Source organism: Ruegeria sp. K5 (genome assembly GCF_056531805.1).
The window spans coordinates 206,203-223,042 of record NZ_JBQFML010000005.1; the positions used below are offsets into that span (position 1 = coordinate 206,203).

The 16,840-nt window shown below is 59.5% G+C and carries 17 protein-coding genes; 10 read left to right on the plus strand and 7 right to left on the minus strand.

All coding sequences use genetic code 11. The features are described from left to right. Positions 1–118: 118 nt before the first annotated feature. A complete protein-coding gene (gene trxB, locus ACR0MO_RS15055) occupies positions 119–1,060 on the minus strand; it encodes a thioredoxin-disulfide reductase (protein WP_480892087.1) in 942 nt (313 codons plus the stop codon). Positions 1,061–1,275: 215 nt separating this feature from the next. Between trxB and ACR0MO_RS15060 the strand changes: the two genes are divergently transcribed. Then, positions 1,276–1,776 (plus strand): Lrp/AsnC family transcriptional regulator, encoded by a 501-nt coding sequence (locus tag ACR0MO_RS15060; protein WP_170452655.1) that lies wholly within the window; start codon positions 1,276–1,278, stop codon positions 1,774–1,776. 116 nt (positions 1,777–1,892) lie between these two features. On the opposite strand, the gene ACR0MO_RS15065 is transcribed toward ACR0MO_RS15060, so the two are convergent. From ACR0MO_RS15065 to lgt, 4 genes are all read right to left on the minus strand, one after another. After that, positions 1,893–2,675 carry a Hint domain-containing protein gene (locus ACR0MO_RS15065; RefSeq protein ID WP_170452653.1) on the minus strand — a complete coding sequence of 261 codons (783 nt, stop codon included), beginning with the start codon at positions 2,673–2,675 and terminating at the stop codon, positions 1,893–1,895. Between the two features lie 729 nt (positions 2,676–3,404). Continuing rightward, complete coding sequence (pgeF, locus tag ACR0MO_RS15070; RefSeq protein WP_170452652.1) at positions 3,405–4,163, minus strand: peptidoglycan editing factor PgeF; 759 nt, start codon at positions 4,161–4,163, stop codon at positions 3,405–3,407. Further along, positions 4,160–5,227, minus strand: a complete 1,068-nt coding sequence (locus ACR0MO_RS15075) for an SAM-dependent methyltransferase (RefSeq protein ID WP_170521708.1) — start codon at positions 5,225–5,227, stop codon at positions 4,160–4,162. The genes pgeF and ACR0MO_RS15075 overlap by 4 nt, the downstream gene beginning before the upstream one ends. Beyond that, positions 5,224–6,111, minus strand: a complete 888-nt coding sequence (gene lgt, locus ACR0MO_RS15080; protein ID WP_480892091.1) for a prolipoprotein diacylglyceryl transferase — start codon at positions 6,109–6,111, stop codon at positions 5,224–5,226. The genes ACR0MO_RS15075 and lgt overlap by 4 nt, the downstream gene beginning before the upstream one ends. A gap of 96 nt (positions 6,112–6,207) precedes the next feature. On the opposite strand from lgt, the gene ACR0MO_RS15085 reads away from it, so the two are divergent. The 5 genes from ACR0MO_RS15085 (at position 6,208) to ACR0MO_RS15105 (ending at position 9,403) form a co-directional block, all read left to right on the plus strand. Beyond that, positions 6,208–6,456 (plus strand): accessory factor UbiK family protein, encoded by a 249-nt coding sequence (locus ACR0MO_RS15085; protein WP_050604795.1) that lies wholly within the window; start codon positions 6,208–6,210, stop codon positions 6,454–6,456. A 310-nt stretch (positions 6,457–6,766) separates the two neighbouring features. Continuing rightward, on the plus strand, positions 6,767–7,267 hold the full coding sequence (locus tag ACR0MO_RS15090; protein WP_170452647.1) for a YbjN domain-containing protein: 501 nt from the start codon (positions 6,767–6,769) through the stop codon (positions 7,265–7,267). A gap of 39 nt (positions 7,268–7,306) precedes the next feature. Next, the gene (gene proC / locus ACR0MO_RS15095; RefSeq protein ID WP_170452645.1) at positions 7,307–8,122 is read left to right on the plus strand and encodes a pyrroline-5-carboxylate reductase; all 816 of its coding nucleotides are present in this window, start codon (positions 7,307–7,309) and stop codon (positions 8,120–8,122) included. Next, positions 8,115–8,453 (plus strand): tRNA-binding protein, encoded by a 339-nt coding sequence (locus tag ACR0MO_RS15100; protein ID WP_170521714.1) that lies wholly within the window; start codon positions 8,115–8,117, stop codon positions 8,451–8,453. Before proC ends, ACR0MO_RS15100 begins: the two co-directional genes overlap by 8 nt. Next, complete coding sequence (locus ACR0MO_RS15105) at positions 8,453–9,403, plus strand: 2-hydroxyacid dehydrogenase (protein WP_170622876.1); 951 nt, start codon at positions 8,453–8,455, stop codon at positions 9,401–9,403. Before ACR0MO_RS15100 ends, ACR0MO_RS15105 begins: the two co-directional genes overlap by 1 nt. Here the strand turns inward: ACR0MO_RS15105 and ACR0MO_RS15110 are convergent. Further along, positions 9,400–9,978: a thymidine kinase gene (locus ACR0MO_RS15110; protein ID WP_170622878.1), complete on the minus strand. Its 579-nt coding sequence runs from the start codon at positions 9,976–9,978 to the stop codon at positions 9,400–9,402. The two genes, ACR0MO_RS15105 and ACR0MO_RS15110, sit on opposite strands and share 4 nt — an antisense overlap. 359 nt (positions 9,979–10,337) lie before the next feature. On the opposite strand from ACR0MO_RS15110, the gene ACR0MO_RS15115 reads away from it, so the two are divergent. Beyond that, positions 10,338–10,799 carry a hypothetical protein gene (locus ACR0MO_RS15115; protein ID WP_170452637.1) on the plus strand — a complete coding sequence of 154 codons (462 nt, stop codon included), beginning with the start codon at positions 10,338–10,340 and terminating at the stop codon, positions 10,797–10,799. Between the two features lie 141 nt (positions 10,800–10,940). Here ACR0MO_RS15115 and ACR0MO_RS15120 read toward each other — a convergent pair whose 3' ends face one another. Next, on the minus strand, positions 10,941–12,065 hold the full coding sequence (locus ACR0MO_RS15120) for a beta-ketoacyl-ACP synthase III (protein ID WP_170452635.1): 1,125 nt from the start codon (positions 12,063–12,065) through the stop codon (positions 10,941–10,943). Positions 12,066–12,230: 165 nt separating this feature from the next. On the opposite strand from ACR0MO_RS15120, the gene ACR0MO_RS15125 reads away from it, so the two are divergent. The 3 genes from ACR0MO_RS15125 to ACR0MO_RS15135 are packed head-to-tail and all read left to right on the plus strand — an operon-like array spanning position 12,231 to position 16,794. Further along, a complete protein-coding gene (locus tag ACR0MO_RS15125) occupies positions 12,231–12,698 on the plus strand; it encodes a MarR family winged helix-turn-helix transcriptional regulator (protein WP_480892093.1) in 468 nt (155 codons plus the stop codon). Continuing rightward, a complete protein-coding gene (locus ACR0MO_RS15130) occupies positions 12,695–13,732 on the plus strand; it encodes an efflux RND transporter periplasmic adaptor subunit (protein ID WP_170452633.1) in 1,038 nt (345 codons plus the stop codon). Before ACR0MO_RS15125 ends, ACR0MO_RS15130 begins: the two co-directional genes overlap by 4 nt. An 11-nt stretch (positions 13,733–13,743) precedes the next feature. Beyond that, complete coding sequence (locus ACR0MO_RS15135) at positions 13,744–16,794, plus strand: efflux RND transporter permease subunit (protein WP_480892094.1); 3,051 nt, start codon at positions 13,744–13,746, stop codon at positions 16,792–16,794. Positions 16,795–16,840: the final 46 nt, after the last annotated feature.

Consider the following 16,840-nt stretch of genomic DNA (forward strand, 5'->3'; position numbering starts at 1 on the left):
GCAAATGCTTCGTCAGGGCCGAGTGTGCGGGGCCGCCCGGCAAGGGTCAAGCCGACCTGCATAGGTGCGGGAAAAACGGCCAAGGGTGTGGGGTTCAGCCACACCCCTGGCCCCAGACTTATTCCTGTTCCGCCAGAAAACGTTCCGCATCCAGCGCGGCCATGCAGCCCATTCCGGCGCTGGTCACGGCCTGACGATAGATGTGGTCGGTCAGGTCGCCCGCCGCAAACACGCCCGGCATGGAGGTTTCGGTTGAGCCCGGCTTGGTCACGACATAGCCGCCCATATGGGTGTCCAACGTGTCCTTGACCAACTCGTTCGCGGGCGCGTGGCCGATGGCGACGAAGACGCCTTTGCAGGGGATCTCGGTGATCTCGCCGGTCTTGACGTTTTTCACGCGGACACCCTCGACGCCTAAAGGTGCATCGGTGCCAACCACTTCTTCCAGTTGGTGAAACCACAGCGGCTCGATCTTTTCGTTCTTTAACAGGCGATCCTGTAGGATCTTTTCGGCCCGCAATTCGTCACGGCGGTGGATCAGCGTCACCTTGCTGGCGAAGTTGGTCAGGAACAGCGCCTCTTCCACGGCGGTGTTGCCGCCGCCGATCACAACGATCTCTTGCCCGCGATAGAAGAACCCGTCGCAGGTGGCGCAGGCCGAAACGCCGAAGCCTTTGAATTTCTCTTCCGACGGCAGGCCCAGCCACTTGGCGCGCGCGCCTGTCGCCAGAATGACGGCATCGGCCGTGTATGTGGTCCCGCTGTCACCCTTGGCGGTGAAGGGGCGCTGGCTGAGATCCAGATCGTTGATGATATCGCCGATCACCTCGCAGCCCATCGCCTTGACGTGGTCCTGCATGCGCACCATCAGATCGGGGCCCTGAACCTCGGTATCGCCGGGCCAGTTTTCAACCTCGGTCGTGGTGGTCAACTGCCCGCCGGGCTCGATTCCCTGCACCAGAATGGGCTCCAGCATCGCCCGGCTGGCATAGACGCCTGCGGTATATCCTGCCGGTCCAGATCCGATGATCAGAACCTTGGTGTGTCGTGTGTCGGCCATTGTACCCCCGCTCGAACTGCCTGAATTGGGCCGTTTGCCCGTCGCCCCGATATAGCGACGCGGGGGCAGGGCTTAAAGCCCTTTCCTGTCCGGGCTCATTTTCCCAGGCGCGGGCAAATTCGCGACCCGTCACCGAATAATATTGCGCCCCTGCGAAACATTATTGCGCACTCGGTGGGTGCTGATATAAGAACCGAAAAAATCAGGAGCATTTTATGGTCACGACGCGGCTGGATGAGATTGATCGTAAGATTCTGGCAGAGTTGCAGGCAGACGGTCGCATGACCAATGTCGAACTGGCCAAACGCGTCGGGATTTCGGCCCCGCCCTGTTTGCGCCGTGTGCGCACGCTGGAGGAATCCGGCTATATCACCGGATACCACGCCGAAGTCAGCGCGCGCGAACTGGGGTTTGAGGTGCAGGTTTTTGCAATGGTCGGTCTGGACAGTCAGGCCGAAGCCGAGCTGCGCGCCTTTGAAGACCGGTGCCGTGAATGGCCATTGGTCCGTGAATGCCACATGCTGAATGGCGAGGTAGATTTCATTCTGAAATGCGTGGCCCCCGATCTCAGCAACTTTCAGCAGTTCTTGACCGGAGAGTTGCTGACCACGCCGAACGTGGCCAGCGTTAAAACGTCGCTTGTTATCCGCGGCGCAAAAGACGAACCAGGCGTGCCATTCGACGTTCTGGAAGAACGCATGAACCGGACGGCGTGAACCGCATCTGATTCTGATGTGTTTGACAGGGCGGCAGCATGGCTGCGACCGCCAAGGATACAATCCAACTTAGTAATATCTGCATAATGCCCCCAGGATGCAGTAATCGTTAACGTTTACGCAGTGATCGCGTCCACCTCTCCGTCTCCGGCGCGCGGCATCAGCAACGGGCCAAAATCGCTCAGCGATTCGATATGCGCGAACAGGTTCAGGTAAATCGACCGCAAGGAATGGCTGATCATCCGAACCGCGTTTACTCCTGGGTGATAGGTTTCGAACTGTAAACCATCAACCCGAATGACCGAATGTTTTCTGAGGCAAATGTGAAACAGTTCCACCGGAGTCGGCGGCATTGTTTCAATCACGCTCATCCCATCCTGAAATTCCGCAATTGGCGTCAAAACCGGCGCGTCGCCATGCAGGTGTCGCAAATGCGCAGGTGTCCCCAGCAAACGCGCCGCCGGGCCTGCGATAACGCCTGACATCGGCTTTTGCATTCCAAACGTGTCGGCCATGATTCGCGTCAGAGGTCGTGTGCGCCCCCGCGAATCCTCGCGTCCGGGGATCAGGGTGACAGACCCTTTCCAAACGATGGTTTCCGATGTGCCATCCTGCGTCAGGACCGTATCCCCCGGCAACAGATCTTCGATTGCCATCGGTCCTTGTTCTGTCTCGACCAGCGAGCCGCGCGAAAAGGCGCAAAACGCGTCTTCGAACATGGGCAGAGCTGGTGCGATGTGGCGTGTCTGCGCGATATCCCCGTTATCGAGCAGCGTGCAAACCTCGTATCGGCGCAGTTGCGCCTTGGGTTTGGCGGTTGGTCTTGGAGCCTCGCGCAATAAAGCCGACGTTTCGACGGCGTTTCTGGCTGCGCGGGCCAGTGAATTAGGAATAGTCATTAATATTCCTTCCCCTCTAATCTCCGAACAGACGGGGCGTACCCCCGTGCAGTCCCGCCTGACGGAACAGTTCTTTGCCTTGAAATAAATGAGAGACCCTTGGGCACTCGTAATCGCAGTGCACAGCGAGAAAAACGTCGCATTCCATCGGTCAACACATTGACCCCCCAGACAAACTCGTACTTTGCAGGCTGAAATTGCCCGCACACACACTCCTGAACCAAAGGCCGCATAGGGTTATGCGACCAAACACATATCAGGTCGGAGTATCCCTGACACGTGTCTCCCAAAAGGACCGGCAGCTTGGTCCCGAGGGCTTCTTTTTCAGCGACGCGCTGCCAACCGGCGGGCGACCCTGACAGAATTGCTAGAAACTCGTTTCCACGGCATTTCCAGTTTCTGGTCCTGCGCGGCCGCAACAACCGCGCTGAGAAAACGAGACTTCGATTTCATTTCTGATCCTGCTCTGATGCGGGGTCTGACGCCCCTTTTTCCTTTTGTAACCCTTATGTGACGCAGATTTGCGGCAGTGATGTGACGTATCCGGGAAAATATCAGGACAGAAGGTGAAGTTTGACAGTTCCTCCGTGTTGAGGTGCCAGAATTCACATGTCTGAAAGTCAGATAACCATCTGAGTACTGGCAAAAAATTACGCTACGATTCTGCCTTCAGGTAAACATGATGAATGTGGCGGAAAGGTGGCGGAATTGCCTTAATCGAGGCCAATTCTACAATCTGATCGCAGAAATCAGACGTCCGTAATCGGCTTCTTTTGCATGCGTCGCACGGCGGTAGGAATAAAAGCGATCCGGGTCGGAATAGGTGCAGTGACGGGTCCATTCGGCGTGCCCGACACCGGCCTGTCGCAGCCGGTGCAGGCCGAACGCGGGCAGGTCGAACTGCAGCCTGTCTTCGTGACCATTGGCGAAAAACCGGCTGTTTTCGGGGGAATCGGCCAGAAAGTCGTCCAGAAACTCGGGCCCGACTTCATAGGCGCGCTGCGAGATTGACGGCCCGATGACAGCACGGGTGTTTTCGCGTGTCGCGCCGAGTGATTCCATGGCTTCCAGAGTGGCTTCGAGCACACCATCCAGCGCGCCGCGCCACCCGGCATGGGCGGCCCCGATCACATTGGCGTCAGGATCGGCAAACAGCACCGGTTGGCAGTCTGCGGTCAGAATCGTCAGGGCAAGGTTTGGCGTTGCTGTGACGACCGCATCGGCCTTGGGCTTCTCACCTTTTATCGGGGCATCGATGGTCAGAACGGTTGGGGAATGCACCTGATGAACGCCGACCAGTTCGTCGGGCGTCACCTCCATGGCTTCGGCCACACGTCTGCGATTCAGCGCGACCACCTCGGTCTGGTCCGAAGACCCATGGCCGCAATTCAACCCCGAAAAGATCCCGGATGAAGCACCGCCCCGGCGGGTAAAGAAGCCGTGGCGCACGGGGGCGAGCATTTCAGAGGTCAGAATTTCCAGTGTCATGGCTCCAGTCCCGGCGGTGGCGCTGAATGTGATGGATACAGGCCCAGCACTTTGAACAGGTTTCCCATTTCATCGGGATGCGTCAACCGGCGATGTGCAGCAATCACCTGTTCTTGCGTTGAACCGTCCACAGCTTTCGTCAAGGCCTGCGCCCGGGCCGTGATTCCCAACCGGTCGAGGAAGACCCCCTGAGGGGTCAGCCGCGTATGCGCGCAACCTGCCGCGCGTGTGGCAATGGCCAGCGGTTCAAAATCCACATGCGCCGTCAGATCGCACTGCCCCGGATCGGTCAACGGATCAGACCGTTCATGGGCCTTTAACGCCTGCAAGGTGTCGCCCAGTGAATGCCAATCGCCATAGTCGATGATCAATGCGGCCCCGCCATGGGTTGCAATACGACTGGCGAGGACCGTCATGATCGGGATTGCAACCGCGCAGAGTTCGACAAGATCACCGTCTTTGGTGTCGCCTAGCCTGTCCTTTAACGCGACCTGAGGCGCATTCGGGCCCAGACCAAAGGCAAGCGCGCCGTCCGTTTCTCCGATCAGCCGTTCGCGCCAGCCGTCGCCGTCACGGATGAACTGACGAACGGGAAGGGCGTCGAAAAACTCGTTGGCGATCAGGAATAAGGGCTGTTCAGGCAGGTCGGCGGTGTTTTCAATCCATTCGGGCGTGTACTGGTTCAGCATTTCGGCCTGAACCTGCCGCAATGCAGGCGATGCCTCTAGCAGACATATCTTAGCCGCTGCATGGAATCCGGGGACTTGCCGCGTGGCGCGCAGCGCATCGGCCATCAGCGTGCCGCGTCCGGGGCCAAGTTCGGCAAGGGTAAAAGGCACGGGGCGTCCCTGATCGATCCAGCATTGGGCCAGCGACAACCCGATCAGTTCGCCAAACATCTGGCTGATCTCGGGGGCGGTGATGAAATCCCCTTGCGCCCCAAGCGGGTCGCGGGTGCTGTAATAGCCCAGCTTGGGATGCAACAGGCAGTCGGTCATATATTCAGCCATACTGATCGGGCCATCCTGACGGATGCGCGCGATCAGGTGGTCCGACAAGTTCATGCCGCGCGCCGGGCGCGCAGGATGAACCAAAGGCCCAGCGCGATCATGGGCAGGCACAGCAACTGCCCCATAGTCAGGCCATAGCCGCCGACATGCCATGCCAGACCCAGCGGATTTCCGGGCGAGACAAATTGCGCGTCCGGTTGCCGAAAGAACTCAACGATAAAGCGGGAGGCACCGTACCCGGCCAGAAACACCCCCATGATCCGGCCCGGTGCGTGAAAGGCCCCGCGACGGTAGACCAGCCACAGCAGGACCGCGCCCAGCAAAACGCCCTCAAGCGCGGCCTCATAAAGTTGCGAGGGGTGGCGGGCGCACATTCCCGCGACGACGCCGGGGCAATCCTGCGCGGCCATGCCGGGGAAGATCACGGCCCATGGCAGCTCACTGGGTCGGCCCCAAAGCTCGGCATTGACGAAATTGGCCAGCCGCCCCAGCAGCAGGCCGGGCGGAACCGTGTAGGCGACCAGATCGCCCAGCGACAGGATCGGGATTTTGTGACGCCGACCGTATAGATAAGACGCAAGGATGACGCCCAGCAAACCGCCGTGAAAGGCCATACCGCCCTGCCAGACCTTCAGAATCTCGGTCGGGTGCGACAGGTAGTAAGCCGGTTGATAAAACAGCACAAATCCAAGTCGACCGCCAAGGATGACACCGACAATGATCCATGTCAGCAGGTCGTCCAGCTGTTCGGGCTTCATCGGCGGCGTATCATTGGGCCACAGCGCGGGGCGGCGCAGCGCGACAATGGCCAGCCGCCAGGCAATCAGAATACCCGCGATATAGGCCAGCGCGTACCATCTTAAGGCGAACTCCATCCCGAAGAGTGAGATCGAGAACAATTCGGGTGACAGATCGGGGAAATTCAAAACAGCCTGCATGTGCGTCTCATTGCCCGGGGTTTACGGGGCAAGTCAACCTTGAGCCTGCGCCAATCATTCCCCATATAGGGAAAAGCCCGCAATCGGAGAATAACCATGCAGACCCGCAACAAGATCCTCGACGATGTTTCCCAGCTGATGACCAACGCCATGGGTGTGGCGCAGGGCGCGCGGGAAGAGGCCGAGAATGCGATGAAGTCCATGATCGACCGCTGGCTGGCCGACCGTGACTTTGTTACCCGTGAAGAATTTGATGCCGTGCGCGCCATGGCCCAGAAGGCCCGGGAAGAGAACGCAGCACTTGAGGCGCGCATCGCCGCGCTTGAGGCGAAACTGGACAAGTAACGTCCAAATCGAAGTTTTTTAGACAAAACAAACGCCGCGCAATCCAAGTCCGGATTGTGCGGTGGAGTGTATCTTGCCGTCTTGCAGGAATTAATCAAGACAAAGCTGGCGCAAGTGCCAATATTTTGACCTCCGTTGCCGACTGTCCACAACTTATTGCTGTTATCCCCAAGAAATAGGGTTGCCAGAACCGCATGCGCGGCGCACCATATTTAGTACAGGCCCATGGGGGAAGCCCGGCTTGTAGAGCAGGCAACTAGCGCTGGGGCGCTGCCAGCCCCGAAATGCTAGAGATTAGTGAGGTGGCATTATGGCCCTTTCTGAGCAGTTTCTCGAAGAAGACCTTCATCCGATCGATATTGTTGAACATCTGGCCGAACATCACGACTGGGATTTTGACCGCATCGGCGACGATCAGATCGCCATGGCTGTTGAGGGGCAGTGGCGGACGTATTCCATTACTCTGGCGTGGTCCAACTATGATGAAACGCTGCGCATGGTCTGCTCGTTCGAGATGGAGCCACCGTCCGAGCGTGAGAGCGAGCTTTATGAGTTGCTGAACAGGATGAACGATCAGTGCTGGGCGGGGGCGTTCACATATTGGGCGAACCAGAAGCTGATGGTTTATCGCTACGGATTGGTGCTGGCCGGTGGCCAGATGGCAAGCCCGGATCAGATCGATACCATGATCACCGCCGCCGTCATGAGCGCCGAACGCTACTACCCGGCGATCCAGCTGGTGACATGGGGCAATCGCGACCCGGAAGATGCGATGCAGGTTGCCATTGCAGAGGCTTACGGCCGGGCGTAAAGCTTTGCCCCGAACCGTTACGTCAGGGAAGGGGCAATCATGGACATGTCGCGCGTGGCCGAACACGGCCTGGTGCTGTTGGGATGCGGAAAGATGGGGTCCGCGATGTTGGCGGGTTGGCTGGAACACGGCCTGCCCGCCTCATCCGTTTGGGTGATCGATCCGTACCCGTCAGAATGGCTGAAGGCGCAGGGCGTCCATATCAATACCACATTGCCGGAAGCACCCGCCGTGGTTCTGGTGGCCGTCAAGCCGCAGATGATGGGCGACGCGCTGCCAGCCATACAGGCGCTGGGCGGGGGCGGCAGCCTGTTCGTGTCTGTCGCGGCAGGTACATCGATTGCCACGTTCGAGGATGTGCTGGGTGCAGGCACCCCGATTGTGCGGGCGATGCCAAACACGCCTGCCGCGATCCGTCAGGGTATTACGGCGATGATCGGTAACACCCATGCATCCGAAGATGATCTGGCGCTGGCAGAAAACCTGCTCTCGGCCATCGGTGAGACTGTGCGCCTGTCGGCCGAAGCGCAGATTGATGCGGTGACCGGCGTCAGCGGCTCGGGCCCGGCTTATGTCTTCCACCTGATCGAAACGCTGGCCGCCGCGGGTCAGGCGCAGGGCCTGCCGCATGATCTGGCAATGAAACTGGCCAAATCCACCGTGGCCGGGGCAGGGGCCTTGGCGATGGCGGCGGAAGAGGACCCCTCGCAACTGAGGGTCAATGTGACATCGCCCAACGGCACCACGCAGGCCGCGCTTGAGGTTCTGATGCACGAGAAGGAAGGGTTCCCCGATCTGCTGCAACGCGCGGTCAAAGCCGCGACCGACCGATCCAAGGAACTGTCCGGTGAGTGAGATTTCCTTCGACGACTTCATGAAGGTCGATATCCGCGTTGGCGAGGTCATCCGGGCCGAGCCCTACCCCGAAGCCCGCAAGCCCGCGATCAAGATGTGGATCGATTTCGGCGATGAGATTGGCGAGCGTAAGACCTCGGCCCAGATCACTGCGCATTACGATCCGGCAACTCTGGTCGGCAAGCAGGTCATGGCTGTGGTCAACTTCCCTCCGCGCCAGATTGGCAAGTTCATGTCCGAGGTGCTGGTCTTGGGCCTGCCCGACGAAAACGGCGAGATCGTGTTGATCGGGCCAGACGGAAAGGTTCCGCTGGGCGGGCGGATGCACTGATGAAACTGTGGATCACCCGCCCCATGACGCCAGCGGTCGAAGCGCGGGCAAAAGCTGAGTTTGAGGTCGACATCCGCAGTTCCACCTCGCCACTGTCACAGGATGAGATGAGGCGAGCGCTAGAGCAGTACGACGTGGTCGTGCCAACTTTGGGCGACCAATTCTCTGCCGCCGTGTTTGCGGATGTGCCTGCGCTTCGCTGCAAGCTACTGGCCAATTTCGGTGTGGGCTACAACCATATCGACGTCGAAGCGGCGAACGCGGCGGGGGTCACGGTCACGAACACGCCGGGCGCCGTCACCGATGCCACCGCAGACATCGCGATGACTCTGCTGCTGTCCACCGCACGCCGCGCGGGTGAAGGGGAACGTCTGGTCCGGTCCGACGCGTGGCAGGGCTGGCATCCCACTCAGATGCTGGGGCATCACGTCACCGGCAAGCGCGTCGGTATCGTGGGTATGGGGCGCATCGGTCAGGCCATTGCCCGACGGTGTCATTTCGGGTTCGCGATGCAGATTGCCTACCAGTCCCGCAGCGCCAAGCAGTTGGAGTTCGATGCAGAATACTTTGCGGATTTGCCTGCGCTGGCCGCGTCGGTCGATTTTCTGGTTCTGGCCGTGCCAGGTGGGGCCGAAACCCGCCATCTGATCAACGCGACGGTGCTCGAGACCATGAACCCGGCAGCCATTCTGGTGAACATCGCGCGCGGAGAGGTGGTGGACGAAGCCGCCCTGATCGCTGCCCTTCAGGCGGGTCAGATCGCCGGGGCGGGGCTGGACGTCTACGAATTCGAACCTGCGGTCCCTCAGGCCTTGCGCGATATGGAGAACGTCACCCTGTTGCCCCATCTGGGCACTGCGACCGAAGAGGTTCGGACCAACATGGGGCACATGGCGCTGGATAACGTGGCGGCGTTTGTTGCGGGCCGGGACCTGCCCAATCGCGTCTAGTCGCCGACGGCTTCGCGCCAGTGTTTGCGGCAGAGTGAAACATAGGTCTCGTTCCCGCCGATCTGAACTTGTGCGCCTTCGGTGATGGCCCTGCCGTTCTCATCCTGACGAATCACCATCGTGGCTTTGCGCCCGCATTTGCAGATGGTGCGGACTTCGCGCATCTCATCGGCCAGCGCCAGCAAAGCGGCGGATCCGGGGAACAGTTTGCCCTGAAAATCCACCCGAAGCCCGTAGGCCAGAACCGGGACGCGCAGGTCGTCAACGGCGCGCGCCAATTGCCAGACCTGATCGTCCGACAGAAACTGCGCCTCATCGACAAAAACGCAGGCGACAGAGCCTTGTTTCAGCCGCGTATCGATCATGGAAAACACATCTGTATCAGGCCGGAACGTGTCGGCCTGTTCGGAAATGCCGATACGTGACGCGATGCGACCTGTTCCCGCGCGCCCGTCAACAGCGGCAGTCATCAGGTAGGTGTCCATGCCGCGCTCGCGATAATTGTGCGAGGCCTGCAGCAACACGGTCGATTTGCCCGCGTTCATAGTAGAGTAGTTGAAATACAGCTTTGCCATGCGCCGGGTCTAAAACGCATCCGCCAAACGGACAAGGGTTCAAAATGCCTGAAAAGAATCGACGTCGCCATTGCAGTTGCGAAGGCCGAGCACATGCTCTTTGGGGATGGAACCACCACTCTCACAACAGCGACGCCGTCGGCCAACATGCGGCCTTAACGGTGTGAGGCTAAACAATCCTGCCCCACGATCACTCATTACCGGCAGGAACTGCCGCCACTCACTCACAAAATCCCTCGCATATCTGAGGGATAGCCAATGTATGACATTTCAATTATGACTCTGTTATGGGAAATTTCCCGAGGCTTTCCCCCAACAACAGGGGTGGAACAGCGCGTGCAGGTAACAAAGGTAAAACAATGGCAGAGATCGGGGCTTATCTGAAGAAACACACCGAGGCGCTTGTCAAAGACGTCGGGATCGAAGCGGCGTGCGAGATTACGGGTAAATCAAAGGCGACTCTGGGCCGGTATTATTCTGACAATGCGGAACATGCCGACAGGTTCATGCCAGTTGACGCCGTGGCCCGGCTAGAGAATGCGGCGGCCTATCCGCATGTGACCTCGGCTTTGGCCGATCTCAAGAACATCACCCTGTCCTATGACGGGCGCAACACAGACAAGCCACGAACCGGCGGCGTGAATTCGGATGTCATTGCCCTGAGCCAGCGCTTTGCGATGCTGATGACAGAATATCAGGCCGCGATTGAAGACGGCATCATCACGGTGAACGAAGCCAAGCGTTTGCTGAAAGAGACCAGCCTGCTGCAACAGGTTCTGATCGAGATGAAACTGCATCTCGAGGAAGAAAGCGTCAGCTAAGGCTCAACCAATCGGGCGTTCATCTGCGCCTTGTCTCGCGCGCTTGCCGTTGGCCAAGTTGACCTGAGGATGCGCAGCGATCCTTTGGCGTCAGCGCATCATCCCGGAGTGCAAAGGGCACACGGCGCGCTGTCAGGCCAATCAAACGTGCCGCTTCACGATCACCGATCCGACCGAATAGCCAGCCCCGAAGGAACAGATCAGCCCGACGTCTCCGTCCTGCAAGTCATCCGAATACTTGGAGAACGCGATGATCGATCCGGCGGATGAGGTGTTGGCATAGTCCTGCAGGATGTTCGGCTGCTCACCGGCTTCCGGCTCGCGGCCCAGCACTTTCTTGCCAATGAAATCATTCATCGTCTTGTTGGCCTGATGCAGCCAAAGGCGTTTCAGGTCATCGCTGCTGACGCCCTCGGCGTCCATGTGGTCGCCGATATGCTTGCTGACCATCGGCAGCACTTCTTTGAACACTTTCCGACCGTTCTGCATGAACTGCATATCGCGACGGTCCACCATGCCTGCCGGGCGCGACCGGCGCAGGAAGCCGTTATTGTTGCGGATATTGTTCGAGAAGGCGGTGGCGCAACGGGTCGACAGGACCTCGAAATGCGGGCCTTGGGCGTCTTCGATCCGTTCGATCAGCGTGGCGGTGGCAACGTCGCCGAAGATAAAGTGGCAATCGCGGTCGCGCCATTCCAAATGGCCCGAGCAGATCTCGGGGTTGACCACCAGCGCCGCCCGGACCGAGCCGGACCGCACCATGTCCGCCGCCGCCTGAATGCCGAAAGTGGCCGAGGAACAGGCCACATTCATGTCAAACCCGAACCCGTCAATGCCCAGGGCCTGCTGAATCTCGATCGCAATCGCCGGATAGGCGCGTTCGTGGTTCGACGCGGCACAGATGACCAGATCCACATCCGCGGCCGTACGACCGGCCTGCGCCAGCGCCTTGTTGCAGGCGTCCACTGCCATCTCGGTCATGATCCCCGGCTCGTCATCGCTGCGCTGACGCAGGGCAGGGAACATCATGTCCGGATCCAGAACGCCGGTCTTGTCCATCACATAGCGGTTTTGAATGCCCGAGGCCTTGACGATGAACTCTTCCGAGGAATGCTGCATCGGTTCCATCTGACCGGCGGCGATGGCCTCGGCATTTTCGGCATTCTGCTTATCGGCATAGGCGTTGAATGCTTCCACAAGCTCAGCGTTTGTGATGACGTTTTCTGGCGTGAAAACACCGGTACCGGTGATGGCGGGCGTATACATGACGGGTCCTGAAGGTTTCGAATCCGCCTAAAATGCAGTCACAGCGGCATTTGATCAAGAGTTGTTAACCTAAGGGAATACACTCTGAGGGGTCGATTTCAACTTCATATCTTGAATAGTTCAAATTTTGAAGTATATGGCCAAAAATCACGCAGGAGACGCACCGTGCAGGACGACATTAGCACAAGGTTGGGCCGCCTTAGCCCCGAGATACAGGCGATCATGGGCGTCTATGCGCTGTACTGGAAACTCGAAGAAGTCTTCGATTCGATGGAGACCGATCTGAGCCATCCGGAATGCCATATGCTGATCAAACTGGATCGGCCCAAGCGCATGGGGGTGCTGGCCACGGACATGATGACCGTTCCCTCGACCATTACGGCGACGGCGGACGGTCTGGAAAAGGCGGGGTATCTGACACGCGAACGTGACCCGCAGGATCGGCGGGCCTGGTTGCTGGTGCTGACCCAACAGGGCGAAGATGCCCGCAATATGCTTGTGGCCGAAGCGGGGGCGCTGTTTCATCGCGCGTCTGGCCTGAACGAAGAAGAAACCGCTCAATTCGCGCATCTGGCGTGTAAGATACGTGACACCATTCTGAAAACGGGAATTCCCGAGGGATTGAAGAAATGAAACTGCTGACTTCTCTGGGCCTTGCTTTGGCTGTTCTGGCATCGCCGATGGCCGCGCAAGAGGTTGCAAAACCGGTCAAACTGATGCTTGTGCAGGAAACCACGCCGGGGTTTTCGCGCCAGTTCTTTGGCCGTGTGGCGGCGCGACAGACAGTTGATCTGGCGTTTCAGGTGTCAGGCCAGATTATCGAAATGCCTGTCACCGAGGGCTTCGTTATTCCCAAAGGCGGGCTGATCGCCCAGCTTGATTCCGAGCCGTTCCAGCTGCGCCTGGACCGGGCGCGCCTGCAAAAGGAACAGGCAGACCGGACCGAGGCCCGATTGTCGCGCCTGCGGGGAACCACGGCAAGCCAGGTCGCCGTGGATGACGCCGAGACCGAGGCGCAACTGGCCGCAATCGCCGTACGCGATGCGGAATACGAACTGGAACACGCCACGCTGACCGCCCCGTTCGATGCGCTGGTCTCCAGCCGTACGGTCGAGGCGTTTACGACCGTCTCTGCAGGCACACCAATCGTGCGCATCCACGATATGTCCGAGTTGCGGATCGAAGTGGATGTTCCTGAAATTTTGTTCCAACGCACCGGCCAGCAGGACGACATCACGATCACTGCCAAGTTTCCCGCCAGTGACGAGGTCTTTCCGCTGGAAATCCGCGAATTCGATGCTGAAACCTCCAGCGTGGGTCAGACCTTCCGCATCCAGTTCGGCCTGACCCCGCCAGAAGGGCTGCAGATTCTGCCCGGATCATCCGTCACCGTGAATGTACAGGTTCAGGACCAGCGCGTTGGCATCATCGTACCCACCACCGCCATCGTCGCAGACGCGGGCGGAGAGTTGGGCGTCATGGTCTATTCACCGGTTGGTGCAGAAGAGGGCACCGTTCGCCGCGTCCCCGTGACCATCGAGCCGACCCAGTTGGGTGGTGTTCGGGTGTTGACCGGCCTGTCTGGCGGGGAAGAGATTGTTGTCGCAGGTGGCGCCGCCTTGGCCGACGGTCAAACCGTGCGCCGGTTTTCCGGCTTTGGGAACTGAGGGGCTGAGATATGAACATCGCGCGCGCCTCGATCGACAGGCCACTATATACGTGGTTGATCATCCTGATTGCCCTGTTTGGCGGTATCTGGGGCTTTCTGTCTCTGGGTCGTCTCGAAGACCCGGCATTCACCATCAAGAACGCCGTCATCATCACCCAATATCCCGGCGCAACAGCTGAACAAGTGGCGCTTGAGGTCTCGGAACCGCTTGAATCCGCCATCCAGCAAATGGGCGAGGTGGACACGATCACCTCGGTCAACCAACCCGGTCGGTCGCTGATCGAGGTCGAGATCAAGTCCACCTATGACGGTGACGAACTGCCCGCCATCTGGACCCGTTTGCGCGCCCAGATCCGCGATGCGGCGCGCGGCCTGCCCTCGGGCGTCGGCCAGCCTTACGTGAATGACGGCTTCGGTGACGTCTTTGGCCTGTTCTACGCGGTGACGGCCGAGGGTTATTCGGACGCGGAAAAACACGAACTGGCTACGTTTCTTCGGCGTGAGCTGCTGACCGTCAGCGGCGTCGCCGATGTCGAGGTTCAGGGCCTGCCGCAAGAGGCGATCTTTATCGAGCCCGACCTTGCCATCTCGGTGAATCAGAACGTGCCGATTCAGGCAATTAACGAGGCGATCTCGAACGCGGATTCGGTGAATTCATCCGGCTCGCTGCGGTCTGCTGATGATCGAACCACAATCCTGACCGCCGAAGGTTCGGACAGTGTGTCCGCCATTGCCGGGCTTTCGGTCGGCTCTCAGGGGCAGGTGATCAACCTGTTCGATATGTCCAACGTCTACCGCGCGCGCCAGACCGACCCGGACATCATGATCCGCTTTGACGGGGTCGAGGCGTTCACCCTGGGCATCGCCGGATTGTCGAGCGAGAACATTGTCGAAGTCGGCAAGCGCGTGGATGCCAAGTTTGACGAGTTGGACACCGCGATTCCCTTTGGCGTCGAAATCCTGCCGATTTACCAGCAGCATGTGGTGGTCGAACAAGCCTCGACCGACTTTCTGGTCAATCTGGCCATGTCCGTGGCCATCGTGGTCGCGGTTCTGGGTCTTTTCATGGGCTGGCGTGCGGCGGTTGTCGTGGGTTCGACGCTGCTGTTGACGGTGGTCGGAACGCTGTTGTTCATGGCGATGTTTTCGATTGAGATGGAGCGCATCTCGCTTGGCGCGCTGATCATCGCCATGGGGATGCTGGTCGATAATGCCATCGTCGTGGCCGAAGGGATGCAGATCGCCATGCTGCGCGGCAAATCCTCGCGCGATGCGGCGGAAGATGTGGCTTCGAAAACGCAAACTCCACTGCTTGGCGCCACGGTGATCGGTATCATGGCCTTTGCGGGCATCGGTCTCAGCCCCGATGCAACTGGCGAGTTTTTGTTCTCGCTGTTCGCGGTGATCGGCATCTCGCTGCTGCTGAGCTGGGTGCTGGCCATCACGGTCACGCCGATGCTGGGGCACTACTTCTTCAAACAGGGCAAGGAAGGCGAAGTGGACGCCTATAGCGGCATTCTGTTCCGTATCTACGGCTCGGTTCTGCGCGGCGCGTTGCGGTTTCGCTGGCTGGTGGTCGTGGGGCTGGCTGCGGTTACGGTGGTTTGCTACGCGGGCTTCGGGCTGATGAAGCAGCAGTTCTTCCCGGACTCGAACACGCCCCTGTTCTTTGTGCATTACAAGCTGCCTCAGGGCACCACCATCGCCCGCACCGCCCAAGATATGGCCGTGTTTGAAGAGTGGCTGAATGACCGCGACGACGTTGTGTCCGTCACCACCTTCGTGGGGCAGGGGGCCACCCGTTTCATGCTGACCTATGCCGCCGAAGATCCGAACCCCAGCTACGGCCATATGATCATCCGCACCGAAACGCTGGACGATATCCCTGCTTTGCAGGCGGATCTTGAGGCGTTCGGCTCGGTGCAGTTTCCCGAAAGCGAGTTCCGCACCAGGCGCTTGGTCTTTGGCCCCGGCGGCGGCGATCCGATCCAGGCTCGGTTCTCGGGCAGCGACCCGGAAGTTCTGCGGCGATTGGCGGATGAGGCGGTCCAGCGCATGGCCGCCGCCTCGCCCAACGCGCTGCATGTCCATCACGACTGGCGTGAAAAGGAACTGGCGGTGCAGCCAATCTATGCGACCGAACGCGCCCAGACCGCTGGCGTGTCCCGCGAAGATATTGCTGCCACGCTGCAATTCTCGACCGATGGGATCACCGGCGGGGTCCTGCGCGAGCGTGACCGCCTGATCCCGATCATCCTGCGCCGCCCGGCGGACGGGGATTATTCAATCGTCGATCAGGTCGTCTATTCGGATCAATCGCAACGTTTCGTGCCCATCGAACAGATGGTGGACGGGTTTGAATACCAGGCCCTGAACACGCTGGTCCACCGGCGCGACCGGGTTCTGACCATCACGGTCGGAGCCGACATCCCGGCGGGCTTTACCGCCGCTCAGGTCCATACCGAGGTGCGCGCCGCGATTGAGGCAATCGATCTGCCGCCCGGCTACAAGATGGAGTGGGGGGGCGAGTTCGAAAACTCGCGCGACGCGCAGGAAAGTCTGGGCAGGCAATTGCCGCTAAGCTTACTGATCATGGTGCTGATCTCGGTCCTGCTGTTCAATGCGATCCGTCAGCCGATCATCATCTGGCTGCTGGTGCCGATGTCGGTCAACGGTGTGGTGATTGGCCTGCTGGGAACCGGCTTGCCGTTCACCTTCACCGCCCTGCTGGGCCTGCTGAGCCTGTCGGGGATGTTGATCAAGAACGGCATTGTTCTAGTCGAGGAAATCGATCTGGTCCGGGCCACCGGTAAACCCCTGCAAGAGTCGATCATCGAAGCCTCGGTCTCGCGTCTGCGCCCGGTCATGCTGGCCGCGATCACCACGATCCTTGGGATGGCCCCGCTGCTGACAGACGCGTTCTTCGTCTCGATGGCCGTGACGATCATGGGCGGTCTGGCCTTTGCCACAGTCCTGACCATGGTCGCCGCGCCAGTGTTCTACCTGCTGTTCTTCAGGCGGGAGGAGGCAAGGCAAATGGCCGCGCAATCCGCTGTTTAATTGAAAAACCCCCGGTCACGGACCGGGGGTTTTGCTTTGTTCCCTT